At 61.7% G+C, this 25806-nt stretch carries 27 protein-coding genes; 22 read left to right on the top strand and 5 right to left on the bottom strand.

The genetic code is table 11. The features are described 5' to 3' along the window. Nucleotides 1–259 precede the first annotated feature (259 nt). The 3 genes from NKJ73_RS06125 (at nt 260) to clpA (ending at nt 3665) form a co-directional block, all read left to right on the top strand. Nucleotides 260–589: a phasin family protein gene (locus NKJ73_RS06125; RefSeq protein WP_352471661.1), complete on the top strand. Its 330-nt coding sequence runs from the start codon at nt 260–262 to the stop codon at nt 587–589. Between the two features lie 274 nt (nt 590–863). Beyond that, complete coding sequence (gene clpS, locus NKJ73_RS06120; RefSeq protein WP_023674921.1) at nt 864–1190, top strand: ATP-dependent Clp protease adapter ClpS; 327 nt, start codon at nt 864–866, stop codon at nt 1188–1190. Between the two features lie 6 nt (nt 1191–1196). Then, nucleotides 1197–3665 carry an ATP-dependent Clp protease ATP-binding subunit ClpA gene (gene clpA, locus NKJ73_RS06115; protein ID WP_352466468.1) on the top strand — a complete coding sequence of 823 codons (2469 nt, stop codon included), beginning with the start codon at nt 1197–1199 and terminating at the stop codon, nt 3663–3665. Nucleotides 3666–3760: 95 nt separating this feature from the next. Here clpA and NKJ73_RS06110 read toward each other — a convergent pair whose 3' ends face one another. From NKJ73_RS06110 to NKJ73_RS06095, 4 genes are all read right to left on the bottom strand, one after another. Beyond that, a complete protein-coding gene (locus NKJ73_RS06110; protein WP_023674923.1) occupies nt 3761–4192 on the bottom strand; it encodes an HIT family protein in 432 nt (143 codons plus the stop codon). Nucleotides 4193–4312: 120 nt separating this feature from the next. After that, nucleotides 4313–5527 carry a GNAT family N-acetyltransferase gene (locus tag NKJ73_RS06105; protein ID WP_352568703.1) on the bottom strand — a complete coding sequence of 405 codons (1215 nt, stop codon included), beginning with the start codon at nt 5525–5527 and terminating at the stop codon, nt 4313–4315. Nucleotides 5528–5567: 40 nt separating this feature from the next. Continuing rightward, on the bottom strand, nt 5568–6296 hold the full coding sequence (locus NKJ73_RS06100; protein WP_023674925.1) for a glycerophosphodiester phosphodiesterase: 729 nt from the start codon (nt 6294–6296) through the stop codon (nt 5568–5570). Nucleotides 6297–6310: 14 nt separating this feature from the next. Further along, on the bottom strand, nt 6311–6775 hold the full coding sequence (locus NKJ73_RS06095) for a RidA family protein (RefSeq protein WP_023674926.1): 465 nt from the start codon (nt 6773–6775) through the stop codon (nt 6311–6313). Between the two features lie 138 nt (nt 6776–6913). On the opposite strand from NKJ73_RS06095, the gene NKJ73_RS06090 reads away from it, so the two are divergent. The 5 genes from NKJ73_RS06090 to tsf all read left to right on the top strand — a co-directional run bounded on the left by NKJ73_RS06090 (nt 6914) and on the right by tsf (nt 11541). Beyond that, on the top strand, nt 6914–7741 hold the full coding sequence (locus NKJ73_RS06090) for a cell envelope integrity EipB family protein (protein WP_023674927.1): 828 nt from the start codon (nt 6914–6916) through the stop codon (nt 7739–7741). A gap of 135 nt (nt 7742–7876) precedes the next feature. Further along, on the top strand, nt 7877–9175 hold the full coding sequence (locus NKJ73_RS06085) for a lysophospholipid acyltransferase family protein (RefSeq protein WP_352568702.1): 1299 nt from the start codon (nt 7877–7879) through the stop codon (nt 9173–9175). 43 nt (nt 9176–9218) lie between these two features. Next, nucleotides 9219–9497, top strand: a complete 279-nt coding sequence (locus NKJ73_RS06080; RefSeq protein WP_352471792.1) for a DUF4031 domain-containing protein — start codon at nt 9219–9221, stop codon at nt 9495–9497. Nucleotides 9498–9700: 203 nt separating this feature from the next. Then, nucleotides 9701–10498 carry a 30S ribosomal protein S2 gene (gene rpsB / locus NKJ73_RS06075; protein ID WP_352568701.1) on the top strand — a complete coding sequence of 266 codons (798 nt, stop codon included), beginning with the start codon at nt 9701–9703 and terminating at the stop codon, nt 10496–10498. A 119-nt stretch (nt 10499–10617) separates the two neighbouring features. Continuing rightward, nucleotides 10618–11541: a translation elongation factor Ts gene (gene tsf, locus NKJ73_RS06070; RefSeq protein WP_352471655.1), complete on the top strand. Its 924-nt coding sequence runs from the start codon at nt 10618–10620 to the stop codon at nt 11539–11541. Here tsf and NKJ73_RS06065 read toward each other — a convergent pair whose 3' ends face one another. Further along, entirely contained in the window at nt 11542–12480 is a 939-nt protein-coding gene (locus NKJ73_RS06065; RefSeq protein WP_352568700.1) for a LysR family transcriptional regulator, read from the bottom strand. Nucleotides 12481–12594: 114 nt separating this feature from the next. On the opposite strand from NKJ73_RS06065, the gene NKJ73_RS06060 reads away from it, so the two are divergent. The 14 genes from NKJ73_RS06060 to lpxB all read left to right on the top strand — a co-directional run bounded on the left by NKJ73_RS06060 (nt 12595) and on the right by lpxB (nt 25711). After that, on the top strand, nt 12595–12825 hold the full coding sequence (locus NKJ73_RS06060) for a nuclear transport factor 2 family protein (RefSeq protein WP_352568699.1): 231 nt from the start codon (nt 12595–12597) through the stop codon (nt 12823–12825). Nucleotides 12826–12884: 59 nt separating this feature from the next. Then, nucleotides 12885–13022: a nuclear transport factor 2-like protein gene (locus NKJ73_RS06055; RefSeq protein ID WP_352568698.1), complete on the top strand. Its 138-nt coding sequence runs from the start codon at nt 12885–12887 to the stop codon at nt 13020–13022. A gap of 55 nt (nt 13023–13077) precedes the next feature. Then, a complete protein-coding gene (locus NKJ73_RS06050) occupies nt 13078–14184 on the top strand; it encodes an aldo/keto reductase (RefSeq protein WP_352568697.1) in 1107 nt (368 codons plus the stop codon). Nucleotides 14185–14316: 132 nt separating this feature from the next. Beyond that, nucleotides 14317–15039: a UMP kinase gene (gene pyrH, locus NKJ73_RS06045; RefSeq protein ID WP_023674934.1), complete on the top strand. Its 723-nt coding sequence runs from the start codon at nt 14317–14319 to the stop codon at nt 15037–15039. Between the two features lie 91 nt (nt 15040–15130). Then, nucleotides 15131–15685 carry a ribosome recycling factor gene (frr, locus tag NKJ73_RS06040; RefSeq protein WP_084640965.1) on the top strand — a complete coding sequence of 185 codons (555 nt, stop codon included), beginning with the start codon at nt 15131–15133 and terminating at the stop codon, nt 15683–15685. Nucleotides 15686–15717: 32 nt separating this feature from the next. Continuing rightward, nucleotides 15718–16440: an isoprenyl transferase gene (locus tag NKJ73_RS06035; protein ID WP_352448819.1), complete on the top strand. Its 723-nt coding sequence runs from the start codon at nt 15718–15720 to the stop codon at nt 16438–16440. 3 nt (nt 16441–16443) lie between these two features. After that, a complete protein-coding gene (locus NKJ73_RS06030; protein ID WP_352474281.1) occupies nt 16444–17277 on the top strand; it encodes a phosphatidate cytidylyltransferase in 834 nt (277 codons plus the stop codon). Nucleotides 17278–17381: 104 nt separating this feature from the next. After that, on the top strand, nt 17382–18524 hold the full coding sequence (rseP, locus tag NKJ73_RS06025; RefSeq protein WP_023674938.1) for an RIP metalloprotease RseP: 1143 nt from the start codon (nt 17382–17384) through the stop codon (nt 18522–18524). A 217-nt stretch (nt 18525–18741) separates the two neighbouring features. After that, nucleotides 18742–21105: an outer membrane protein assembly factor BamA gene (bamA, locus tag NKJ73_RS06020; RefSeq protein WP_352568696.1), complete on the top strand. Its 2364-nt coding sequence runs from the start codon at nt 18742–18744 to the stop codon at nt 21103–21105. Between the two features lie 181 nt (nt 21106–21286). Further along, a complete protein-coding gene (gene lpxD, locus NKJ73_RS06015; RefSeq protein WP_352568695.1) occupies nt 21287–22345 on the top strand; it encodes a UDP-3-O-(3-hydroxymyristoyl)glucosamine N-acyltransferase in 1059 nt (352 codons plus the stop codon). Continuing rightward, the gene (gene fabZ, locus NKJ73_RS06010; protein WP_023674942.1) at nt 22338–22802 is read left to right on the top strand and encodes a 3-hydroxyacyl-ACP dehydratase FabZ; all 465 of its coding nucleotides are present in this window, start codon (nt 22338–22340) and stop codon (nt 22800–22802) included. The genes lpxD and fabZ overlap by 8 nt, the downstream gene beginning before the upstream one ends. Before the next feature lie 13 nt (nt 22803–22815). Continuing rightward, on the top strand, nt 22816–23649 hold the full coding sequence (gene lpxA / locus NKJ73_RS06005) for an acyl-ACP--UDP-N-acetylglucosamine O-acyltransferase (protein ID WP_352474276.1): 834 nt from the start codon (nt 22816–22818) through the stop codon (nt 23647–23649). Between the two features lie 6 nt (nt 23650–23655). Further along, nucleotides 23656–24555: an LpxI family protein gene (locus NKJ73_RS06000; RefSeq protein WP_352568694.1), complete on the top strand. Its 900-nt coding sequence runs from the start codon at nt 23656–23658 to the stop codon at nt 24553–24555. After that, nucleotides 24545–25711: a lipid-A-disaccharide synthase gene (gene lpxB, locus NKJ73_RS05995; RefSeq protein ID WP_352568692.1), complete on the top strand. Its 1167-nt coding sequence runs from the start codon at nt 24545–24547 to the stop codon at nt 25709–25711. Before NKJ73_RS06000 ends, lpxB begins: the two co-directional genes overlap by 11 nt. Nucleotides 25712–25806 lie beyond the last annotated feature (95 nt).

The following is a 25806-nucleotide window of genomic DNA, read 5'->3' as shown; positions in this document are numbered from 1 at the left end:
AAGGGTCCTGCCTCACCTCCGGCCACGCTAACGCGGGCAGCGTTACCAATCCGTTTATGGTAACCGCCGCGTTCACCATTTTCTGTGGGATTGAGCTTCTCTTTATTCGAATCTTAGCGATTGCCGGCAGCTCACGATCCGCATTGCCGCGGGAATCTTGACTTTTGTGCACTGCACAATATATTTACACGCATTGCACAACGCGGCCCGGACAAGCCGCGTCTATCGTCCAAGGCAACCGTTCAAGGGAATGCGTGAAATGACCCAGACCTATGAAGATTTCAGCAAATACGGCAAGGAATTTGCGGACACCGGATTGAAGAGCTTCGCATCGCTGTCCAAGGGTGCGCAGGCTATCGCCGCCGAGGCGGGCGAGTACACCAAGAAAAGCTTCGAAGCCGGTAGCGCCGCTGTTGAGAAGCTCTTTTCCGCCAAGTCGCTGGACAAGGCGATCGATATCCAGTCCGACTATGCCAAGCAGTCCTATGAGAGCTTCGTCACCGAAGCCACCAAGCTTGGCGATCTCTATGCCGAACTCGCCAAGGAAGCCTACAAGCCGTTCGAATCGATCGTCGCCAAGGCGAAGTAAATTCGACGAACATTCCGAGCCGGCCCCTGGGCTTGCAAAGACAGACCCGGTCGCGAACGCGCGGCCGGGTTTTTTCATGCCAGCTCGAAATCGGGGGCCTGCGGTCTTCACGATTTGAAAAATCGGTCAAGTTTGGCCACCTAGCCATATTGTCAGCTAAACAGAAGGGCTTAAAATCGTCCATCGAACACCTACATGTCGAGCATGCATGAGGATTCGAAAGAGGCAGGACTACGTGACTACAGGTTTGACTGCCACGAGCTACGTGGTGCGAATGCAGAACGGCAGCAACGGCAATGAGGCCGGTCGCGGCACGGCCGTCATCACGCGCACAAAAACCAAGACCAAGAAGCCCAGTCTGTATCGGGTCCTCATTCTTAACGACGACTACACACCCATGGAATTCGTGGTCCACGTGCTGGAGCGCTTTTTCCAGAAGGACCGCGAAGCCGCCACACGCATAATGCTTCATGTTCACAATCATGGGGTGGGCGAGTGCGGGGTCTATACATTCGAGGTGGCCGAGACCAAAGTGGCTCAGGTCATGGATTTCGCCCGACAGAATCAGCATCCGCTGCAATGCGTGATGGAGAAGAAGTGAGGTAACATGCCGGCTTTCTCCCAAGGCCTGGAAAAGGCGCTTCACCAAGCGCTGACGCTCGCCAATGAGCGGCACCATGAATATGCAACCCTTGAACATTTGCTGCTCGCCCTGATCGACGACACCGAGGCGGCGGCCGTCATGCGTGCCTGCAACGTCGATCTCGACGAGTTGAAGCATACGGTCCTCACCTATATCGACACCGAGCTCGACAACCTCGTCACCGGCTACGATGAAGATTCCAAGCCGACTGCCGGTTTCCAGCGCGTCATCCAGCGCGCGGTGATCCATGTGCAGTCGTCAGGCCGCGAGGAGGTGTCCGGCGCCAACGTGCTCGTCGCCATCTTCGCTGAGCGCGAGAGCCACGCCGCTTACTTCCTGCAGGAACAGCAGATGACCCGCTACGACGCGGTCAACTACATCTCGCATGGCATCGCCAAGCGCCCCGGCGCTTCCGAGACGCGGACGCCGCGCGGCGCCGACGACGAGCAAGGCAGCCAGAGCGGGGCCGAGCCGCAAGAGGAAGGCGGCAAGAAGAAGCAGCAGCAGGACGCGCTGACTGCCTATTGCGTCAACCTGAACAACAAGGCCAAGGCCGGCAAGATCGATCCATTGATCGGTCGCGAGAGCGAGATCAACCGGACCATCCAGGTGCTGTGCCGCCGCTCCAAGAACAACCCGCTCTATGTCGGTGATCCCGGCGTCGGCAAGACGGCGATCGCCGAAGGCCTCGCCAAGCGCATCGTCGAAGGCGACGTTCCCGAAGTGCTGCACAATGCCACCATCTTCGCGCTCGACATGGGCACGCTGCTGGCCGGCACCCGTTATCGCGGCGATTTCGAGGAGCGACTGAAGCAGGTCGTCAAGGAGCTCGAGGACTATCCCGGCGCCGTGCTGTTCATTGATGAGATCCACACCGTGATCGGGGCAGGGGCCACCTCCGGCGGCGCCATGGATGCGTCGAACCTGTTGAAGCCGGCGCTGTCGTCCGGCGCGATCCGCTGCATCGGCTCGACCACCTACAAGGAGTTCCGGCAGTTCTTCGAGAAGGACCGCGCGCTGGTGCGGCGCTTCCAGAAGATTGACGTCAACGAGCCGACCGTCGAGGACGCCATCGAGATCATGAAGGGCCTCAAGCCCTATTTCGAGGAGTTCCACAAGGTTCGCTACACGAGCGAGGCGATCAAGGCTTCGGTCGAGCTCTCGGCGCGTTACATCAACGACCGCAAGCTGCCGGACAAGGCGATCGACGTGATCGACGAGACCGGCGCCTCGCAGATGCTGGTGCCGGAAGCCAAGCGCAAGAAGACCATCGGCATCAAGGAGATCGAAGCGACGATCGCCACCATGGCGCGCATCCCGCCGAAGACGGTTTCCGCCGACGACGAGAAGGTGCTGCAAGGTCTCGACATCGAGTTGAAGCGCGTCGTCTACGGCCAGGACACCGCGATCACCGCGCTGACTTCGGCCATCAAGCTCGCGCGGGCCGGCCTGCGGGAACCGGAAAAGCCGATCGGCTCGTACCTGTTCTCGGGTCCGACCGGTGTCGGCAAGACGGAAGTGGCCAAGCAACTCGCCGCCTCGCTCGGCGTGGAGCTGATCCGCTTCGACATGTCGGAATATATGGAACGCCACACCGTTTCACGGCTGATCGGCGCGCCTCCCGGCTATGTCGGCTTCGACCAGGGTGGCCTTCTGACCGACGGCGTCGACCAGCATCCGCACTGCGTGCTGTTGCTGGACGAAGTCGAGAAGGCGCATCCGGACCTGTTCAACATCCTGTTGCAGGTCATGGACCACGGCAAGCTGACCGACCATAACGGCAAGCAGATCGACTTCCGCAATGTCATCCTGATCATGACCACCAATGCGGGCGCATCCGATGCGCAGCGCGCGGCGATCGGTTTCGGTTCGACCAAGCGCGAAGGCGACGATGTCGAGGCGATCAACCGGCTGTTCACGCCGGAGTTCCGCAACCGTCTCGATGCGATCATTCCGTTCGGCTCGCTGCCGGTGCCGGTCATCCATCAGGTGGTGCAGAAGTTCGTCATGCAGCTGGAAGCGCAGCTTTCCGAGCGTGGCGTAACCTTCGACTTGTCGCAGGATGCAATCGCATGGCTGGCCGACAAGGGCTATGACGAGCGCATGGGCGCCCGGCCGCTTGGCCGTGTCATCCAGGAGCACATCAAGAAGCCGCTGGCCGACGAAGTGCTGTTCGGCAAGCTCAAGAAGGGCGGCACGGTGCGTGTCACCGTCGAGAAGAAGGAAACCGGCGAGACCGGCCTGAAGCTCGAATCGCTCGCCGACGAGGCGCCGGTGAAGCCGAAGAAGGAAGAGCCGGACGACGTGCCGAAGGCCAAGAAGGCGGTGGCGAAGAAGTCCGCCGCGAAAAAGGCGGTGGCGCAGAAGCCGGAGCCCAAAGGTAAGGACGGCGGCAAGCGCAGCCTTGTGCCGCAACTGCCGCGTAAGAACTGACGAATCCGCAAGTCAAAAAAGCCCCGGCAACGGGGCTTTTTTTTATGACACCTTCCGGTTAACCGCCCGGCGTCCGCCAGAGCGGTTGCGCCGGTTCAGCTTGCCAGCGCCATCCGTATCTTGCCGGCGTTTTCGGCCAGGACTTCAGGCTTTTCCATCTGTCCGCTGTGCGGCTTCAAGGGAATGCCGTCGAAGCGCGGAATGACATGGACATGGAGGTGGAAAACGGTCTGCCCCGAAGCTGGTTCGTTGAACTGCATGACCGTGACGCCATCGGCATCGAAGGCCTTCTTTACGGCCCGCGCAACTTTCTGGACGTGAACGAAGAGCGGGCCAAGCACCGCCGGATCCGCGTCGAGCAGGTTGCGCGACGGCGCTTTCGGCACCACCAGCGTGTGACCCTGCCCTTGCGGCATCACATCCATGAAGACGATGACCGCGTCATCTTCGTAGACGCGATGCGAAGGGATTTCTCCGCGCAGGATTTTGGCGAAGATGTTGCTGCTGTCATAGGTTGCTTCGGCCATGGCGCGCGCTCCGGTTCTTGGCTCGCTGTCTCGTGTAGCGAAGCTGTTCCGGGCGGGCAAGACGATCGGTCGACATCGGCTGTGCCGGCCCGCTCGGCTGAGCGAGTGGGTCTCGCTGCTCTACTCCGCCATGTCCTTGCGGAACGGGGTGCGCTCTTCCAGATATTCGCTCATCCGCTCGACTTCGCGCCGCTCGCGTTGGAGGTAGTCGGCCACTGCATTGCGCAGACCTGGATGGGCGAGGTAGTGCGCCGAGTGCATCGTCACGGGCCGGTAGCCGCGCGCCAGCTTGTGCTCGCCCTGCGCACCGGCTTCAACCACCTTCAGCTTGCGCGAGATGGCGAAATCGATCGCCTGATGGTAGCAGACCTCGAAATGCAGGAACGGGTGGTCCTCGATGCAGCCCCAATTGCGGCCGTAGAGCGCGTCTGAACCGATGAAGTTGATGGCACCTGCAATGTAGCGCCCGTTGCGTTTGGCCATGACCAGCAGGATGTCGTCGGCCATGCGCTCGCCGATCAGCGAGAAGAAATCGCGGTTGAGGTAGGGCCGGCCCCATTTCCTGCTGCCGGTATCCATGTAGAACGCGAAAAAGTCGTCCCAGGCCTTTTCGGTCAGATCCTTGCCGGTCAGCCAGTCGATCGAGATGCCGTCGGCGAGGGCCTCGCGCCGCTCCTTCTTCATTGCCTTGCGCTTGCGCGAGGCTAACGTTGCGAGAAAATCGTCGTAGCTCGAAAAGCCTTCGTTGAAGAAGTGAAACTGCTGGTCGGTGCGATGCAGGAAGCCGGCCGCCGCCAATATCTGGACGTCGTCCTCCGGCGCGAAAGTAACATGCGCGGAAGACACGCCGAGCTTATCCGTCACCGCCTTCAGGCCGGCCGCAAGACCGGCCTTGACGGCGGGGGTGTCCTCGCCCCTGCCGACCAGCAGGCGAGGGCCGGTGACGGGCGTGAACGGCACCGCGCATTGCAGCTTCGGATAGTAGCGCCCGCCGGCGCGTTCGAACGCGTCCGACCAGCCATGGTCGAAGACATATTCGCCCTGGCTGTGCGACTTCAGATAGCAGGGGACCGCTCCGAGCAACTTGCCTCGCGCGGTTTCCAGCCTGAGGTGATGGCCTTGCCAGCCGGTGCGCCGAACAGCGCAGCCGGAATCTTCCAGCGCGCTCAAAAAAGCGAATGAGACAAGCGGGTTGTAGCCGTATTCTGCATCGCCGCGTGTAGTGCCGCCGAGGCTGTCCCATTCAGCGCTGGTAAAGGCGCCGATGCCCGCGGCGATGCGGATCGACAGCTCCGCATTCGCCGTTTGTCTTTCGCAGTCGTCCCCTTGATCCATGAGGCTTACTTAAGCTCGCTGCGGACCCATACAAGCCCGCTCAGGCAAGCCGTACCAGATCGGGCTCGAATCCTTCGAACGTCATCTGGTCGGCATATTTGAAGGTCAGGTCGACGGCAGGCTGGTCGTGCACGGTCCAGGTGATCACCGGCATACCGAGTCTCTCTCGCACGAAGGAGACGAACCGGTTCGGCAGGTCGCCGGCAGCGTAGGAGGTGAAGGCGATGTCATGCGCCAGCATGGCGAAATGCGCCTCGATCAGGTGGTTGTCGTTGCCGTAGGCGGTCAACCCGCCGGGTATGCCGGGTGCATATTTCGGGAACTCGCGGATCAGCCAATGGTCGAACGACATGATCGCGGTCTTGCCCTTGTAATGCTTGAGCATCTTGCCGACGCTTTCGACCAGGCCTTCGTCGTGCCCGGCAGCACCTTTCAGCTCGACAACCATCGGCACACGGCCGTCGACCAGATCAAGCGCCTGCTGCAGCGTCGGCAAATGGTCGGCGGTGCCGCCGACCTTCAGCGCCGTGATCTCTGCAGCCGTACGCTGCCAGACGAAGCCGTCCTCGCCGGTCAGCCGCCGCAGATCGCCATCGTGGATGATGACGGGGACGCCGTCGGATGACAGGTGCACATCGCATTCGATCGCGTAGCCGCGCTCGGCCGCCGCAGCGAAGGCGGAAAGGGTGTTCTCCCAGCGCGTCTTGTTCATGTCGTGGAGGCCGCGATGGGCGACGGGCCGGGCGGTCAGCCAGGAAAGATCGGTCATGGTTGCAGTCCCGGTCATTCGACTTCGAAGATCGCTTCGATTTCCACTGCGGCATTAAGCGGCAGGGAGGCGGTGCCGACGGCGGAGCGAGCGTGCTTGCCACGATCGCCGAGCACGGCGGCGAGAAAATCCGAGGCGCCGTTGGCAACCAGATGCTGTTCGACAAAATCCGGTGCCGAGGCGACGAAGACGGTGATCTTCACCAAGCGACGGATTTTCTCGAGATCGCCAAGTGCCGCGTGAGCCTGGGCCAATATGTTGATTGCACAGTATTTTGCGGCTTCCTTGCCGGTCGCGGTGTCGACATCGCGGCCAAGCAGTCCGCTCGCCTGGAGCTTGCCCTCCTTGAGCGGCAACTGCCCGGCGGTGAACAGCAGATTGCCGGTCCGGCAATAGGGCACGTAATTGGCGGCGGGCGCGGCGGCGGCCGGCAGCGTCACGCCGAGATCGCTTAGCCGCTTTTCGATTGTTTCGCTCATGCTATTTCCCTATTGCTTGAAGGTGCCGCGCAGGCCGGGCCGAAATTGCTATTTTTGCCTCGCTTCCGCCACGACTTTTTTTAAGCTGGACCATCTTTCCATGCGGCTCGCCATTAGCCGCGATGATCGGAGCACCCCATGCGCGCAACGCGCCTCGCATTCAACGCCGTTCTCTTGACAGCGGCTTCCTGGGCGGCTCCCGCTTTTGCGGTGCCTGCGCTGCAGGCGCATCGTGCTGTTTACGACATTTCACTCGACAAGGCTTCAGACCGTTCCGGCATTACCGGCATCACCGGCCGCATGGTCTACGAGTTCAACGGCTCGCCTTGCGAGGGCTATACGGTAAAGTTCCGTTTGGTGACCCAGATCGTAACCAGCGACAACACCAGGCTGACCGACCAGCAGATGACCACCTTCGAGGATGCCGAGGGCAAGACCTTCTCCTTCGTGAACAAATCCTTTGTCGACCAGAACCTCGACAAGGAGGTCAAGGGTACCGCAACGAAGGAAGCCAACGGTCTCAAGGTCGATATCGACAAGCCCGAGAAGAACAGCCTGGAACTCGCGCCGACGCAGTTCCCGACCCAGCAAATGGTCGAAATGATCGGCAAGGCGGAAAAGGGCGAGCGTTTCTACGAAACCAACCTGTTCGACGGCTCTGAGGATGCCAACAAGGTGGTGACCACCACCGTCGTCGTCGGCAAGCAAGCCGATGCCGACAATGCCGATCCGGAAGCGCCGGCGCTGGCCAAGCTCGCCACCGACAAATACTGGCCGGTCGACATCGCCTATTTCGATGATGCCGACAAAGGCGGCGAGGAGGTGCCGGAATACCGGATCAGCTTCAAGCTGCACAAGAACGGCATCACGCGCGATCTCGTCATGGACTATGGCGAGTTCTCGATGACCGGCAAACTGGTCAATCTGTCGCTGTTCGATCAGCCAAAGACCTGCCCGTCTAAATAAGCTCGAGTGAACGGCAAGCCGCCGGCCGCTATCCGGGATAGTAGCGCTTAATCTTGCGGGGCAAGTCGCATCGACTTGAGCATGCCGCAATTGCCTATCAACGTCTTATGACGGTATGCGCCGCGGGGGAGCAGGTTGAGCAGGATCGACGTTTTTGTGGCGCCGCGGCCCAATGCGACGCTGATCAACGCTATGACATTCGTCAACCGGATTGTCATGCTGCACGGCATTCCAGGCTTTCGCGACCTGTTGCCATTCAACCGTCTGGCCGGTTTGCGCGGCGTCGCCAATGTCCGCCACATCGATTTTCCGGAGGATGACCGGCAAAGGCTGAAGGCTTGTTGCGGCGCGGGCAAGGCGACGTTCATCACGCCCAACCATCCCGAATTCTTTACCGACTGGATGATCGACAAGGAGGTCGTCTCGCGGGTAAGCCCGCTGGCGGCATCCTGGGCCACGCACGGCGTCGTCAACGGGCTTGGCCGGCTGATGCAGAAATTCTGGTTGGCCAACAATCTGATCGCGCAAATCCCGGGCAACAGCGCGGCGGCCAAGGAACATTCGGTGGCCTGGGCGCTGAAGGGGCACGGCGTGCTCCTGCATCCCGAAGGCGGTGTCGGCTGGCATGCCAACATCATTGCCCCGCTGCTGCCGGGCGCGGTCGAAATGGGGTTCGAGGCGCTGAAGCGCGGCCGCCTGACGGATCCGGATTTCAAGGTTTGGATCGCGCCCGTGATCTGGAAGCTTGCTTTCACGGGGAATGTCGAGGCAGCGCTGGCAAAGGAATGCGCCTATGTCGAGCACAGCCTGAAGATCGAACGCCGTGCCGCCGATTCGCTGCCGGAGCGCATCCATCATACCTATGCGACGTTGCTGTCGCGCGATGAGGCTGCATATGGCCTGCGGTCCGATGAGCGGGCTTCGTATGACGCACGTCAAAAGGACCTGCTGACCGAACTCGGCCGTCGCCTTGCCGAACTTGTCTCGGTCGACGCCGGCACGCTCGACAATGCCGACCTTTTGCGCCGTTCGCGGCGCTGGCTGCGGGAAAACACGGATGGCAATGGAAGCCAGAAGCAGGTCCGAATGCTGGCGGATACAATCCAGCGCGTGCAGCGTGTCGGGCCGTGGGCTTCAGCCAACCCGCGCATCACGCAGGAGGAGATCGCCGAACATTTGAAGCGGATCCGCAACGACTATTGCAAGGGTACGATGCGCGATACGATCAACCGTTTCGTGCCGCAGCCGGCAGGCCCACGCCGCGCCTATGTCCGGGTACCGGAGCCGCTAGGCTTGCACGCCTATCAAGGCTCCGTCGAGGAGGCACTCGCCGAACTGCACGGCCGGATGCAGGAGACCGTCACCAGGACGATGACGCAACTCGAGGCCGGCGGCGCCTTCATTTTCTATGCCAATCCCTTCTATCATCGTTAGCGGCGTGTTGGTCAGCGCAAGATGAAGGAGTGCGGCAAACCTCATGGCGGTCTATGTCGATGCGGCGATCTGGAAATGGGTCGGCCACCGCTGGTGTCATCTGCTGGCAGACGACACCGACGAACTGCATCGCTTTGCCGGGCAGCTCGGCATCAAGCGCGCGTCCTACCAAGGACCGCCGAAGACATCGGCACCGCATTATGACATAACCGGGTTCGAGCGCGACCGCGCAGTGCGGCTAGGCGCCATCGAATGCAGCCGCGAGGAGATCGTCGCTGTTTTCCGGCGTGTGCGGGTGCCGAAGGGGAAGATGCGGCGATGACACCGGTGCGCTGATCGCCGCACGCTGAAACACAGACGCCACAACGCTTGCGTTTGTCGCGCTTCCCCTCTATATGCGCGCTCATTCCACACACGGACTTTGGTGTCTGCCCGGGAGAAATCCGGCTGAAACCTCCGGTGGCGTTCGAGGACAAAGTCCAAAAATGCCTGTGTCCGTGGAGGCTAACCGGAAAGGAAATAAGAATGGCTCTGCCTGATTTCAGCATGCGCCAGCTATTGGAAGCTGGCATTCACTTCGGCCACCAGACCCACCGCTGGAACCCGAAAATGGCGCCCTATATCTACGGCGCCCGCAACAACATACACATCATCGACCTCTCGCAGACGGTGCCTTTGCTGCACCAGGCGCTGAAGCAGGTTTCCGACACTGTTGCCAAGGGCGGCCGCGTGCTGTTCGTCGGCACCAAGCGCCAGGCCTCCGACATCGTCGCCGATGCCGCGCAGCGCTCGGCCCAGTACTATGTCAACTCGCGCTGGCTCGGCGGCATGCTGACCAACTGGAAGACGATCTCGAATTCCATCCAGCGCCTGCGCAAGCTGGACGAAATGCTGGCCGGCGAGGCTCAGGGCCTGACCAAGAAGGAGCGCCTCAACCTCGACCGCGAGCGTGAGAAGCTCGACAAGGCGCTGGGCGGCATCAAGGATATGGGTTCGACGCCCGATTTGATGTTCGTGATCGACACCAACAAGGAAGCGATCGCCATTCTCGAGGCCAAGCGTCTCGGCATCCCGGTCGTTGCCATCATCGATTCCAACTGCGACCCGGACAAGATCGACTTCCCGATCCCCGGCAATGACGACGCGGCCCGCGCCATCCAGCTGTATTGCGATTTGATCGCCAAGGCAGCTATCGACGGCATCGCCCGTCAGCAGGGCGCGCTCGGTGTCGATATCGGCGCATCGGTCGAGGCTCCGGTCGAGCCGGCGCTCGATCAGACCCCGGGCGCCGAGAGCCCGGCAGCCCAGACCCCGGAAGCATAGTAGCGAAGGCCGGCTGCGGCCTTCATCTTTCCAATATGTTGGCGCGGTAAGCGCTACCGGCACCAGGCGCATCATCGAAAATCGATGGTGCGTCAGTGCATTTAGACAAAGAGGCGACAATGAGCATTTCGGCTGCACAGGTCAAAGAACTCCGCGACTTGACCGGCGCGGGCATGATGGACTGCAAGGCGGCGTTGAACGAGACCAACGGCAATATGGAAGAAGCCATCGACTGGCTGCGCAAGAAGGGCATTTCCAAGGCCGACAAGAAGGCTGGCCGTACCGCTGCCGAAGGCCTGATCGGCGTAGATTCCGGGGTCCGCGAGGCAGCGATCGTCGAGGTCAATTCCGAGACGGACTTCGTTGCCCGCAATGCTGCGTTTCAGGAGATCGTCGCCAATGTCGCGAAGGTCGCGCTTGCCTATGGCGGCAAGACCGAGGCCGTTGCCGCCGCTCCCTATCCGGGCTCGGGCAAGTCGGTCGCCGAGACCATCAAGGACGCTGTCGGCACCATCGGCGAGAATCTGGGCTTCCGCCGCTCGGCCAAGCTCACCGTCGAGCACGGCGCTGTCGCAACCTACGTTCACAATGCGGTCGCCGACGGCCTTGGCAAGCTCGGCGTGCTGGTGGCCATCGAGACGACAGGCAACGCGCATGCCGCCAACGCCTTCGCCCGTCAGGTTGCCATGCATGTCGCTGCCACCAATCCGATGGCCCTGACCACCGAAGAGCTCGATCCGGCCGCAGTGGAACGCGAGAAGGCGATCTTCGCCGACCAGGCGCGCCAGTCCGGCAAGCCGGAAGCGATCATCGAGAAGATGGTCGAAGGCCGTTTGCGCAAGTTCTATGAAGAGGTCGTGCTGCTCAAGCAGGCTTTCGTGCTCAATCCCGACATTACCGTTGAGAAGGCGCTGAAGGATGCCGAAAGCGAAATCGGCGCGCCAGCCAAAATCGCTGCCTATCTGCGCTTCGCGCTCGGCGAGGGCATCGAGAAGGAAGAGACCGATTTCGCGGCGGAAGTCGCGGCAGCGGTCAAGAAGTAACTATTCGTTTGAAAGGCTTTTTCGGCCGGGTATCCGCGAGGATGCCCGGCCGATTTCTTGCGCGGTGTCGATGAAGGCGCGGAGCTTCGGGGCCATTGCGGCGCGGCGCGGGAAATAGAGGAACAGTCCCGGTTCCTCGATCGATGCCTCGCCAAGGACTTCGACCAGCCGGCCTGCCTCGATGTCGGGCTTGACAAGCGGCTCGAACAGATAGGCGAGGCCGATGCCGGCAAGCGCCATTTCCCTTGCCGACAGCGGATCGCTGACGACCACGCTGCCGCGTGTCTCGACGCTGATATCCTTGCCCTGATCGGACAGATCCCAGCGATAGAGCGCACGTGATCGCAACAGCCGATAGCCGATGCAGTTGTGCGCGGCGAGATCGGCCAACGCCCATGGCCGCCCGCGCCGGCCGACATAGGCCGGCGAGGCAACGATGATGCTGCGGAAAGGCCCTGTCAGTCGCACCGTCACCATATCCTCGGCGATCATCTCGCCCAGCCGGATGCCGGCGTCGAAACCCTCGCCGACGATATCGCTCAGACGTTCGTCGGTGACGATCTCCACCGTCACGTCAGGGTAACATCCCGCCATCGCCGTCAGGATGGGCATGAGCGCCAGAGGCAGCGCCAAACGCGGCGCGTTGATCCTGAGCAGTCCGCTTGCCCGGCCTTTGACAGAGCGGATACGTTCGATCCGGTCGGCAATGTCTTCCAGCGCCGGCTCCGCCGCAGCGACAAGCGCGGTGCCAGCCTCGGTCAGCGAGACGCTGCGCGTGGTGCGGGCAAACAACGGCTGGCCAATTCGCTCCTCTACCAGCCGAACCGCATGGCTGACTGTTGACGGGCTCATGCCGAGCTCGGCGGCTGCCGGCGCGAAGCCGCCACGCCGCGCGACGGCAACGATTATAGGTAGGTGGCTAAGCAGATCGCGGTCCATTCATGCATGATATCGCATAGTCCATTCGGATAATGCAATCTTATCGATGGGGAAAGGAGGGTGCATCTTTGGCTGCATCACACGGCAATCGCCGAGCAGCCAAGGAGACGTCTAATGACCGACCTCGATTCCGAACGAATCCGTAATCTCGAGACCGTGCGTAAATTCTTTGATCTGATGCACCGCAAGGACATTGAGGCATGGGGCGACCTTTGGGCTGAAGATGGCCGTATACTTGTCTTCTACCCGCCGGCAGGATTTGGAAACAGCATCGATGGTAAGGCCGCGATCCTGGCGGCCTTCCGAGGCCTCTTCGTAATTTCGAATCCTTCGATTCGCAGCTGACAGCCATCTATCCGGCAGCGGATTCGGACGCGATCGTCGGTGAGTACAAGAACCGCGCGGTGCTGATCGGCGGCACTGAATACACCAACAGCAATATCGCAATTTTCCACTTCAAGAGCGGTCTGATCAGCGCCTACCACGATTATTTCGATCCGCGCCGCTTCCAGGTGGTGGTCGATGCGCTGGCCAAGGCCTGACTGCGTATCCCAGGCAAGACCTCAATCCCGCTTTTCAAACTTCAGGAGAAAATCCATGACCATGTCCTACTACACGCTCGGCAACAGCGGGCTGCGTGTCACCCGCCTGGCGCTCGGCACCATGACGTTCGGCACGGAATGGGGCTGGGGCGCGGAGAAGGAAACCGCGCGCGCCTTGGTTGATGCCTATGTCGAAGCCGGTGGCAATTTCTTCGATACCGCCGATCTCTATACCGGTGGCACGGCCGAAACCTGGCTCGGCGAATTCATCGCCGAGCGTGGGCTGCGCGACAAGGCGGTGATCAGTACCAAATTCACCTACAACGCCGAACCGGGCAACCCGAACGCCGGGGGCAACGGCCGCAAGAACATCCTGCGGGCGATAGACGGTTCGCTGAAGCGGCTCGGCACCGACTACATCGACCTCTACATCCTCCATACCTGGGACAGGCTGACGCCGCCGGAGGAGGTGATGCGGACGCTGGACGATCTGGTGCGCGCCGGAAAGATCCGGCATGTCGGTCTGTCCGACGTGCCGGCCTGGTACGCAAGCCGGGCGCAGGCCGTCGCCGAGCATCGCGGCTATGAACCGGTTTCGGCGCTTCAGCTCGAATATTCGCTGGCCGAGCGCAACATCGAGCACGAGTTCGTGCCGTTCGGCACGCGCTATGGCGCCGGAATCATGGTCTGGAGTCCATTGGCCAGCGGCCTGCTCAGCGGAAAATACCGTTTCGATACAATCGTCGAGGATGGTGGCCGGCTGGAGACAATGCGTGGTTCGACCAATCCCGGTTTCCAGAAATTCACCGACCGCAACTGGCAAATCGTCGCCGAACTGGAGAGGGTTGCCGGCCAGCTTGGCCGCAGCATGGCCCAGGTCGCCCTGAACTGGACGGCGAACAGGCCAGGCATTGCGTCCGTCATCGTCGGCGCCACCAGGCTTGACCAGCTCAAGGACAATCTCGGCGCGCTTGATTTCGACATTCCCGAAGATCTTCGGGCACGGCTCGATGCGGTGAGCCGGCCGGTCACGCCCTTTCCGTATTCGTTCTTCGGCCCTGAAATACAAGGCGGCCTGACCGGTGGGCAGGCGGTTGGCGGTAAGCCGGCAAGCTATCTGCCGGATCTGCTCATGCGAGGCACTTTTGCCGGCGTGAGCTGACGGCTATCCCGGTCCACGATCTCAACTTTCCGGCTCGGGCGCCGCGTGACATCGCGGTGCCCTTCGTGTATCGGAACGCCCAGTGTTTCGGGGCGCACCGAAACGCGTCACACGCACGATGACGAGGACCAGATGACGGTGAAGCCCCTCTACCGACGTGTCTTGCTGAAAGCGTCGGGCGAAGCGTTGATGGGCGAGCAGCATTTCGGCATCGACGTATCGGTGGTCGACCGCATCGCCGCCGACATCGCCGAGGCCCGCGCATTGGGCATCGAAGTCGGTGTCGTCATAGGCGGCGGCAACATCTTCCGTGGCGTCGCGGTTGCGTCAAAAGGCGGAGACCGCGTCACCGGCGACCATATGGGCATGCTTGCCACGGTTATCAATTCGCTGGCGCTGCGCACCTCGCTCAACAAGATCGGCGTCGACGCCGTGGTGCTGTCGGCGATCGCCATGCCCGAGCTTTGCGAAAGTTTTTCGCAGCGTCAGGCGACCGCCTACATGAACCAGGGCAAGGTCGTCATCTTCGCCGGCGGCACCGGCAATCCGTTCTTCACCACCGATTCGGCTGCAGCCCTTCGCGCCGCCGAGATCGGCGCCGATGCTCTGTTCAAGGGCACCCAGGTCGATGGTGTCTATTCGGCTGATCCCAAGAAGGACCCGCATGCGACACGTTTCGAGCGGATCAGCCATGACGAAGTCATCAAACGCGGGCTTTCGATCATGGATACGGCGGCGATTGCACTTGCGCGCGAAAACAACATTCCGATAATCGTCTATTCGATCCACGAGAAGGGTGGCTTCGGCGATATCCTGAGGGGCGGTGGCCGTTGCACGGTTGTCGCAGACGATTGACCGGACCATGAACCCGAAAGGGACCGGTTGCGGATGAGGCTCGAACAGGGCCTAAGCAGTGAACCCGGGTTAACGGGTCGAGGAGACGATGATGAGTGGCGAGTACGACGATCTCAAACGGCGCATGGACGGGGCGATCGCCGCGTTCAAGCATGATCTGGCTTCGCTGCGCACCGGCCGCGCGTCGAGCAACCTGCTCGATGCCGTCCAGGTGCAGGCCTATGGCACCACCATGCCGATCAACCAGGTGGCAACAGTGTCGGTGCCGGAACCGCGCATGATTTCGGTTTCGGTCTGGGACAAGTCGATGGTCAGCGCAGTCGACCGCGCCATCCGTGAAGCCAATCTCGGCTTCAATCCTATCGTCGACGGTACCAATCTCAGGATTCCGCTGCCCGAGCTCAACGAACAGCGCCGCAAGGAGCTGGTCAAGATCTCGCACGGTTATGCCGAGAATGCCCGCGTCGCCGCACGCCACGTTCGCCGGGACGGCATGGACTTTCTGAAAAAGGCGGAAAAGGACGGCGACATCAGTGAGGACGACCACCGCAAACGGGCCGACCAGGTTCAGAAACTGACCGACGAGACAATCAGCACCATCGACCACCTGCTTTCCGACAAGGAAGCGGAAATCATGCAGGTCTAGGGTCTGGCCACGCCTGGCCCGGAAGCGAGAATATGGCAACGCCCGCGCATGTCGCGATCATCATGGACGGAAACGGACGCTGGGCCAAGGCGCGCGGCTTGCCGCGGCTGGCCGGTCACCGCGCCGGCGTCGAGGCGCTGCGCAAGACAGTGCGCGCCGCCCCCGGCCTCGGCATCTCCTTCCTGACCGTCTACGCTTTTTCGTCGGAAAACTGGTCACGGCCGAAATCCGAAGTCAGCGACCTCATGGGCCTGCTTAAGCTTTTCATCCGACGTGACCTCGCCGAGCTGCACCAGAGTGGGGTGCGGATCAGGGTCATCGGTGACAGGGCAGGGCTGCAGCCCGACATAAGGGGGCTGCTCGAGGAAGCCGAAACGCTCACTCTCGGCAACGAGGCGCTGACACTGGTCATTGCCTTCAATTACGGCGGGCGCGACGAGATCGTGCGCACCGCGCGCAAGCTCGCAGCGGCGGTGGCGCGCGGTGAGATCGAGAGCGAGGCGATCACGGCCGATTCCTTTGCCAGCTCGCTCGATACAGAGGGCATTCCGGACCCGGAATTGGTCATCCGCACCAGCGGCGAGCTTCGGCTGTCCAACTTCCTGTTATGGCAGGCCGCCTATAGCGAACTCGTTTTCCTGCCTTGCTACTGGCCCGACTTCAGTCGCGAGCACCTGTCCGATGCACTGCGCGATTTCGCCGGCCGCGAGCGCCGCTTCGGCGGACTTGCCGCCCAAGATGTCGCCTCAGGCTGAGGAATGAGCAACCTCCAACTCCGGGTCATTTCGGCCGTCGTGCTTGCCATCGTCACGCTTGCCCTGACCTGGCTCGGCGGACTGTCCTTCCGGTTGCTTTGCGCCGCCATGGCGGCGGTGATCTTCTACGAGTGGACGCGGATGAGCCGCCCCGTTGCCCCGGCAGGTGCTGGTGCTACGGCAGGTCTCGGCTTTCTGCCCGAGGCGCTGATCGTGGTCTTTATTGGTGCCCTCGTCGCCGGCCTGCCTGCGTCTTTGCTGCTGCCGCTCGTCGCGGCTCTGGTTGCTGTCACTGCCGTCGCTTCTTCCATGCGCAGGGCAGGACCGTGGGAAGCATCCGGCCTTGCCTATGCGGCCGTGTCCGGCTTGTCGCTGGCCTTCTTGCGTGACGGCGACCATTCAGGGCTGCTGGCCATTCTGTTCCTATTCGCCGTGGTTTGGGCGACCGATATCTTTGCCTATTTCGTCGGCCGCTCCATCGGTGGTCCAAGGCTGGCGCCGTCGATCTCGCCGGGCAAGACGCGGAGCGGGGCGCTCGGTGGGGTGGTCGGCGGCGTCGTGGCCGGGCTGCTTCTGGCCGCCGTAGCCGGAACGGGCAACCTCGTCGTGCTTGGCGTGGTCGCACTGGTGCTTTCGATTGTCGCGCAGGCCGGCGACCTGTTCGAATCATGGGTCAAGCGACGCCACGGCCGTAAAGATTCCGGCACGCTGATACCCGGCCATGGCGGCATCATGGATCGGGTAGATGGGCTTGTCGCGGCGGCTTTCGCCCTATACGTCATCGGCTGGATTTCCGCGACCGCCGACCATCCGGCACAGGGGCTGTTTCCGGTTTGAACGGCATCGTCGGTGGGCCGGCGCGGGGCTGCGTCATGGATTCGCCTGGATTGATGTCACAGTCGCGGCGTGATCTGTGCCGTGGATGAATTTGAGGGCATGAATTGAACGAGATTTTTCACGCGGTTTTCAGCACAGAGGGCTTTGTCCTCGGCACGCTGGTGCCTTTCCTGTTCGTGCTGACCGTGGTCGTTTTTGTCCACGAAATGGGCCATTACCTCGTCGGGCGTTGGTGCGGTATCGGCGCAAAAGCCTTTTCGATCGGTTTCGGCCCAGAGATCATCGGCTTCAACGATAGCCGCGGCACGCGCTGGAAGCTTTGCGCCATACCGCTCGGCGGCTACGTCAAGTTCGTCGGCGACATGAACGCGACGTCGAGCCAGCCCAGCTCGGAGGAGATCGAGGCGCTGAGCGACGAAGAACGCAAGGTTGCCTTCCACACGCAGCCGATCTGGAAGCGGGCGGCGACCGTCGTGGCGGGGCCGCTGTTCAACTTCCTGCTGACGATCGCCGTCTTTGCCGTGCTGTTTTCCGTCCATGGCCGGCCCGTGCTGGAGCCGATGGTGGCTGAGGTCACCGTCGGCAGTCCGGCCGCCGCGGCCGGCATCATGCCCGGCGACCGATTCGTCAGCGTCGACGGCAGCAAGGTCGAGACCTTTGCCGACGTCCAGCGTCTGGTCTCTGGCCGCGCCGGCGACAGCATCACCTTCGTCATGTTACGCGCCGGCAAGGAAATCACCGTCACGGCGACGCCGCGCTTGATGGAACAACAAGACGCACTGGGCAACAAGGTCCAGGTGGCCGTGATCGGCGTCGTCAACAACAAGGAACTCGGCCAGCCACGGCTGATCACCTATAGTCCGGCCGGGGCGGTCGGGGCAGCGGTCCAGGAAACCGGACACGTCATCCAGCGTACCGGCCAGTTCCTGCAACGTTTCGTTGTCGGTCGCGAGGACAAGTGCCAGCTGGGCGGCCCCATCAAGATCGCCAAGATGTCGGGTCAGGCGGCAAAGCTCGGCTTTGAATGGCTCGTGCAGCTTGTTGCATTCCTGTCAGTCGGGATAGGGATTCTCAACCTTTTGCCGATTCCCCCCCTCGACGGAGGGCATCTTCTGTTCTACGGCGTGGAGGCTGTCATCCGGCGGCCGGTGTCCGAACGCATGATGGAAATGGCTTACCGAAGCGGCCTCATATTGGTGCTCGGGTTCATGGGCTTTGTTTTCTGGAACGATCTGTTTGGGTGCTGAAATCATGAAGGAATTTGGCTTCGGCACGAGCAATGTTGAGACGCCGTTTACCATGCGTGGGGATATGCGTGACGCGAAAGCCACGCCTCAGGGTTAAGTAAATACAAATTAACCAGAAGCCTTGCGTGTAGGGAAAATCCGGTTAATACGGTAGGGGAAATTACCGCACGTCCGGTTTTCTCGCCGTGGGGACTTCGAGAAAAGGTACAAAAGCCCGATGAAGGCAGCATCCAAGTTTCTGAGCGCCGCGTCCGCGGTGGCTATGTCCGCCGCTCTGGTTGTACCAGGCGCGCTCGCAGTGCAGTTCGTTGCCACATCGGCCGCCGAGGCGGCTGTCGTCTCCAGAGTCGAAGTCACCGGCAATCAGCGTGTCGACGCGGACACCATCCGCAATTACGTGGCGATCAAGCCCGGCAAGGCGTTTTCCAGTTCGGATATCGACGATGCGGTCAAGGCGCTGTTTGGCACCGGGCTGTTTTCGGATGTGCAGATCAACCAGGTCGGATCGACGCTGGTCATCAAGGTGTCCGAATACCAGGTCGTCAACCAGGTGCTGTTCCAGGGCAACAAGAAGCTCAAGGACAACGCGCTTGAGGCCGCGGTGCAATTGAAGCCGCGCGGCACCTTCTCGCAACAGCAGCTCGATGCCGATGTCGAGGCGGTCAAGGCCGCATACCGGCGTATCGGCCGCGACGATGCCGCCGTGACCACCCAGATCATGGATCTCGGCGACAACCGGGTAAACGTGGTCTTCAACATCAACGAAGGCGGCCGCACCCAGATCGCAGCGATCAATTTCGTCGGCAACAGCGCCTATTCGAGCCGCCGTCTGTCGGACATCATCTCCACCAAGCGTTCGTCCTTCCTGTCGTTCGTGCTGCGCGACGATGTTTATGACGAGGACAAGCTGCGCGCCGACCAGGAGCTGCTGCGCCGCTTCTATTATAATCACGGCTATGCCGACTTCCAGGTCGTCTCGGCTGTCGGCGAACTCGACGACACAACCAACAAATACACCGTCACCATCACGGTGCAGGAGGGCGAGCGTTATACGTTCGGGGATGTCAGCGTCGAAAGCACGATCCCCGAGGTCGACGCCAAGTCGCTTGAATCGGTGGTCGAGACCCACAAGGGCGATGTCTACAACGCCAAGAACGTCGAGGACACGATCATCGCCTTGACCGAAAAGGTCGCTGGATCCGGCTATGCCTTCGCCCAGGTGACGCCGCGCGGCGACCGCAACTTCGAGAACCACACGATCTCGGTCGTCTATACGGTCGATCAGGGGACCAAGGCCTATATCGAGCGCATCGAGATTCGCGGCAACGATCGGACGCGCGACTACGTCATTCGCCGCGAGTTCGATGTCAGCGAAGGCGATGCTTTCAATCAGGTGCTCATCCAGCGCGCGAAGAGGCGGCTGGAAGCGCTCGATTATTTTGAAAAAGTCGAAATTTCCACCGTTCCGGGTTCTGAGCCGGACCAGGTTGTGCTGGTGGTCGATGTGGTCGAGAAATCGACCGGTGAGTTCACGGTCGGCGCCGGTTATTCGAGCGGCGGTGAAACGTCAGGTCCGTCCGTCGAAGGTTCCGTCAGTGAGCGCAACTTCCTCGGTCGCGGCCAATTCATCAAGGTGGCGGCGGGCGGTGGCAAGAACTCGCGCGACTACAGCTTCTCTTTCACCGAACCCTATTTCCTCGGCCGCCGGATCGCGGCCGGCTTCGACATCTACAAGCAGAGCCGAAACTACGACCATTACGACAGCGACACGACAGGCGCGACCGTCCGCTTCGGTCTGCCGATCACCGACAACATCTCAACGCAGCTGGCTTATAATATTGCGCAAGAGAAGTACGAGTTCGACGAGGGCTGCGTTCCCGTTATCAATGGTGGCACCTGCGACGTCTCCCAGGCGATCGTAAACGGCGTTGAAGAGAGCCCATGGCTCAAGTCCTCGGTCAGCCTCGGCCTGATCTACAATACCATCGACGACATGAAGAACCCGCATGACGGTATTTATGCCAATGTCGGCACCGAAGTGGCCGGCGTCGGCGGCGATGCCAAGTTCATCAAGGTCACGGCGCGCGGCAGCATTTATCAGACGTTGTCCGAACAATTGGACCTGGTGGGCCTCGTTTCGGGCGGCGCTGGCCATGTCCAGGGATATGGCAACGGCGATCTGCGCGTCTTCGACCATTTCCAGAGCAGCGACCGTATGATCCGCGGTTTCGAATATGGCGGCATCGGCCCGGTTGCTTCGGACAACAGCAATGACCATCTCGGCGGCACTACCTACTTCAATGCCTCGGCGGAAGCTCAGTTCCCGCTGCCGGTCATCCCCGAAAGCTTCGGTTTGCGTGGCGCTGTGTTCGCCGATGCGGCAACGCTCTACGGCAGCAAAATCGCAAGTGGCCTTGTCAATTCTTCGACAACCGGCATGGAATGGCGCGCTTCCGTCGGTGTCGGTTTGATGTGGGCATCGCCTTTCGGCCCGATCCGCATCGACTATGCGATCCCGGTCAAGAAAGAAAAGACCGACGACGTGCAGGAATTCAACTTCGGCATATCGACCCGCTTCTGATGTAGCGGGCAATGATGCTTCCGGCTCGTTTGGATCCGGATGGCAGTGATCCGACACTACAGCGCAGCGCGTCCTATCGGACGCGCAAAGGACGTTGTAGCACTTTGATTTGCGCATGATCCTTTCCGAGGGTCGATTTCCGATTTTCGGGGTCATGCGCTAGCTGGATATTGCTTCTGGAATGACCGATCCGGTGTTCTTCGCGCCCTCACGCCGGTATACGGCCGGCGAAGTCGCGAATCTGACCGGTTCGACGCTTGTTGATTCCGGTCTCTCCGATGTATCGATCGAGGCTCTGGCACCCGCCAACGAAGGCGGCGAGAACGCCCTTGTCTTCGTCGATGGCAGGCGCAATTTCGCCCTGATGCAGTCACTGCGGGCGGCGGCGGTTCTCTGCCCTGCCGAATTTGCCGGCAAGGCGCCGGCGGGCATCGCGGTGCTGGTGCATCCGCGCCCGCAGCAGGCCTTCGCAATGGTCGGGCGTCTGCTTTTTCCGGCGGCTGCAACGCCTGGACCGATGACCGGCGAAACCGGTATCTCGCCGCACGCCCATATCGATGCGACCGCCCATGTCGAGGCCGGTGCGATCATCGAAGCGGGTGCGATCATCGGACCTCGCGCTGCCATCGGCAGCGGGACCGTCATTGCCCCGCATGCGGTCGTCGGTCCGTCCTCGCAGATTGGCCGCGACGGCTATGTCGGTCCAGGTGCCAGCGTGCAATATGCGTTGATTGGCAATCGCGTCATCATCCATGGCGGTGCCAGGATCGGCCAGGATGGCTTCGGTTTCGTGGCCGGCTCCAAGGGTCCGGAGCGGGTTCCGCAGATTGGCCGCGTCATCATCCAGGACGACGTCGAGATCGGGTCGAATACGACCGTCGATCGCGGCGCCATGTCCGACACGATCATCGGCCAGGGCACCAAGATCGACAATCTGGTGCAGATCGCGCACAACGTTCGCATCGGCCGCAATTGCATAATAGCCGGGCTTTCGGGTATTTCCGGTTCCGTGACGGTAGGCGACAACGTCACCATGGGTGGCGGTGTCGGCCTTGCGGATCATTTGACCATCGGGTCCGGGGCCAAGCTTGCGGCAAGAAGCGGGTTTATGAGCAATGTGCCTGCCGGTGAGATTTGGGGAGGATATCCGGCGCAGCCGATGGCGGAAGCCATGCGCGAGATAGCGGCCTTGCGCAGACTTGCACGGACGCGCAAACAGGGTGAGGGGGGAAATGGCTGACATCGCAGCGGCGACGCTCGAAGCGGTTGACATAATGCGGCTGATGAAGCTCCTGCCGCACCGCTATCCGTTCTTGATGATCGACCGTATTGTCGACATAGATGGCGACGAATCCGCCATCGGCATCAAGAACGTCACCATAAACGAGCCGCATTTCCAAGGTCATTTCCCCGACCAGCCGGTCATGCCCGGCGTGCTGATCATCGAGGCGATGGCGCAGACGGCCGGCGCCATCTGCATCCGCAGCCTTGGTACGGAAAAGCCGTCGCTGGTTTATTTCCTGACCATCGACAATGCCAAGTTCCGCAAGCCGGTCGTTCCAGGCGACCAGCTGAAAATTCATGTGAAGAAAATCAAGAAACGCGGCAATCTTCTCAAATTCGCTTGCGAGGCCCTCGTCGATGGCGCCAAGGCGGCGGAAGCCGAGATCTCGGCGATGATGGTCGCAAGCGGCTGACAAACGAATGCTAATGAAAATCCAGACAGTCATCCATCCATCGTCGGTCATCGAGGCAGGCGCCCAAATCGGCGAAGGCGCCCGCATCGGGCCCTTCTGTCACGTCGGCCCCGACGCCGTGATCGGCGACCGCGTCGAACTGGTCAGCCATGTCTCGGTGATTGGCGCGACCACCATCGGTGCATCGACCAAGGTCTATCCGATGGCGATACTGGGCGGGCCGCCGCAGAACACCAAGCACAAGGGCGGCCGTACCACGCTAGTGATCGGCGAGAACTGCACGATCCGCGAAGGTGTCACCATGCATGTCGGCACCGATTCCAGCCGCGGCGAGACGACGATCGGCGACAACGGCAATTTCCTTGCCTATGCCCATATTGCCCATGACTGCGTGGTCGGCAAGAACGCCACCTTCGCCAATCAAGCGACGTTAGGCGGGCATTGCGAAGTCGGTGACAATGTCTACATCGGCGGCCTTACCGCGGTTCATCAGTTTGTCCGCATCGGCGATAACGCCTTTCTCGGCGGTTGCTCGGCGATCGTCGGCGACGTCATTCCTTACGCCATCGCCGTTGGCAACCGTGCCAGCCTTCGCGGCCTCAACATCATTGGCCTGAAGCGCGCCGGCCTGCCGCGTTCGGAGATCCACTTGCTGCGCAAAGCCTACAAGACGATCTTCGATCGCTCCCGGACCGTCGGCGAGAACATCGAATTCGCCAAGGCGGAATTCGCCTCGTCGCCGACTGCCATGAAGATCGTCGACTTCATCGCCGGTCGCGGCAAGCGGCACTACGCCGTGCCGTCGCTCAAGGGTAGCGACGGCGACGATACCGATGATGAAGACTGAGGGCAGATGACGAAGATTGAGGCTGCCGGAAAGGGCCTTGATCTCGCGCCAGATGCCAAGGTCGGCATCATCGCCGGCGGCGGCAGTCTCCCGGTCGAAATTGCCCGAGCGCTCGCCCGGCAAGGCAAATTGCCCTTCGTCGTGATGGCGGCCGGCGAGGTCGATCGCATAGCCGATTTCGAGCCCTATGAGCAGGCAACCTTGAGGCTGGAAGACGTCGGGTCGCTGCTGCCGATCCTTAAGCGGCATCACGTTACGCATCTCGTAACCGCGGGTCATATCACGCGCCGCCCCAGGCTGAGCGCCATGCGCCTCAATTTGGGCCTGCTCGCGTGGCTACCCAGCCTCTTCGTCGGTGTAACCCGGGGGGACGATACGGTTCTGAAACTGTTCGTGCGCAGGATCGAGCGCAGCGGCATCAAGGTCGTCGGCGCTGACGAGATCGTGCCGGAGCTGGTCGCCGCCGAAGGCCTGCTGACCAAGGCGGCGCCACGCAGATCCGACTGGCGCGACATCGAGGCGGCGCACGCGGCGGCAAAAGCCATCGGCGCGCTGGATATCGGCCAAGCGGCTGTTGCGGTCGGCGGCCGCGCCATTGCGTTGGAAGGCGTCGAAGGCACCGACGGGCTGCTCGAGCGGACAAGGGAGTTGCGCGGGCACGGCAGGCTGGCCGGCGGGAGCCGCGGTGTTCTGGTCAAATGCGCCAAGCCCGGTCAGGAACTGCGTGCCGATCTGCCCTCCATCGGCCCGCTGACCGTCGAGGCGGCGCATGCCGCCGGACTGGCCGGCATTGCCGTCGAAGCCGGTCGCTCGCTGGTGCTCGAAGGTCCCGCCACCATCGGACGTGCCAATGCGCTCGGCCTGTTCGTGATTGGCCTGCCTGCGGAGCCGGCGCATGGCGAATGAGCGGCCGTTGAAGATAGCCGTCGTCGCCGGCGAGGAGTCCGGCGACCTACTTGGCGCCGACCTTGTGCAGGCGCTCAAGCGCATGACCGGGCGCGAAGTTCGGCTTGTCGGCATCGGCGGCCGCCATTTGCAGGCGCTCGGCCTGGCGCCATTGTTCGACGGCAGCGAGATCGCACTGATGGGGCTTAGCGCCATCCTGCGCGACCTGCCGCGCCTGATGCGGCGGATCGGCCAGACGGCAAACGCGATTGCCGGTGAAAAGCCCGATTGCCTTATCACCATCGACAGTCCGGATTTCTCGCTGCGCGTCGCCAAGAAGGTGCGTGCCGCCGATCCGACTATCCCGATCGTCCACTATGTCTGCCCGAGCGTGTGGGCGTGGCGGCCGGGCAGGGCGGCGGCGATGAAGCCATATGTCGATCACATTCTTTGCATCCTGCCGTTCGAGGTGAAGGAACTCGCTCGCCTGGGCGGGCCGCCCGGCACCTATGTCGGGCATCGCCTTGCACACGATCCGGGCATAATCAGTGCCGCCAGGGCGCAGGCGCAGCCGCGTGACCTGTCCGCAGATCACGTCAAAACGTTGCTTGTACTGCCTGGTTCGCGTCGTGGTGAGGTGCGACGCATGGTCGGGCCGTTCGGCGAGACGGTGTCGATCCTGCGGGCGCGCGGGCACCGCTTGCGCCTGCTGTTGCCGACGGTGCCGCACGTCGCCGACCTGGTCAGGACCTCGGTCGCGAGCTGGGACGAGAAGCCGGAGATCATACTCGATGCCGAACGCAAATGGCAGGCCTTCGGCAAGGCCGATGCGGCGCTGATCGCATCGGGGACAGTATCGCTGGAACTGGCACTGGCGAGTGTGCCGATGATCTCCTGCTACCGGCTCGATCCGGTCATGCGCATGGCGCAGCCGCTGATCAAAGTATGGAGCGCAGCCTTGCCCAATCTCATTGCCGACCGGCCGGTTGTGCCGGAACACTACAATCAATATGTGCGGCCGCATTATCTGGCGCGGCAGTTGGAAGCGCTGTTCTCCGATACCGCCTACCGCACCTGGCAGAAGGACGGTTTTGCCGAAATCGCCAGGCGTATGGCAACCGACGAGCCGTCAGGCGAGATAGCCGCGGGTGTGGTGATGGGGATGGTGAGGAAGTGAGTGAATTGTGAATAGTGAATTGTGAATAGTGGTTTCTATGGACAGGGAGCGACGCTTCGCTACTCCCATTCACCATTCACCATTCACCATTCACC

Source organism: Mesorhizobium sp. M0074 (assembly GCF_040322975.1).
GTDB lineage: Bacteria > Pseudomonadota > Alphaproteobacteria > Rhizobiales > Rhizobiaceae > Mesorhizobium.
The sequence above is the reverse complement of the archived record's forward strand: the minus strand, read 5'-3'. Positions and strand labels throughout refer to the sequence as shown.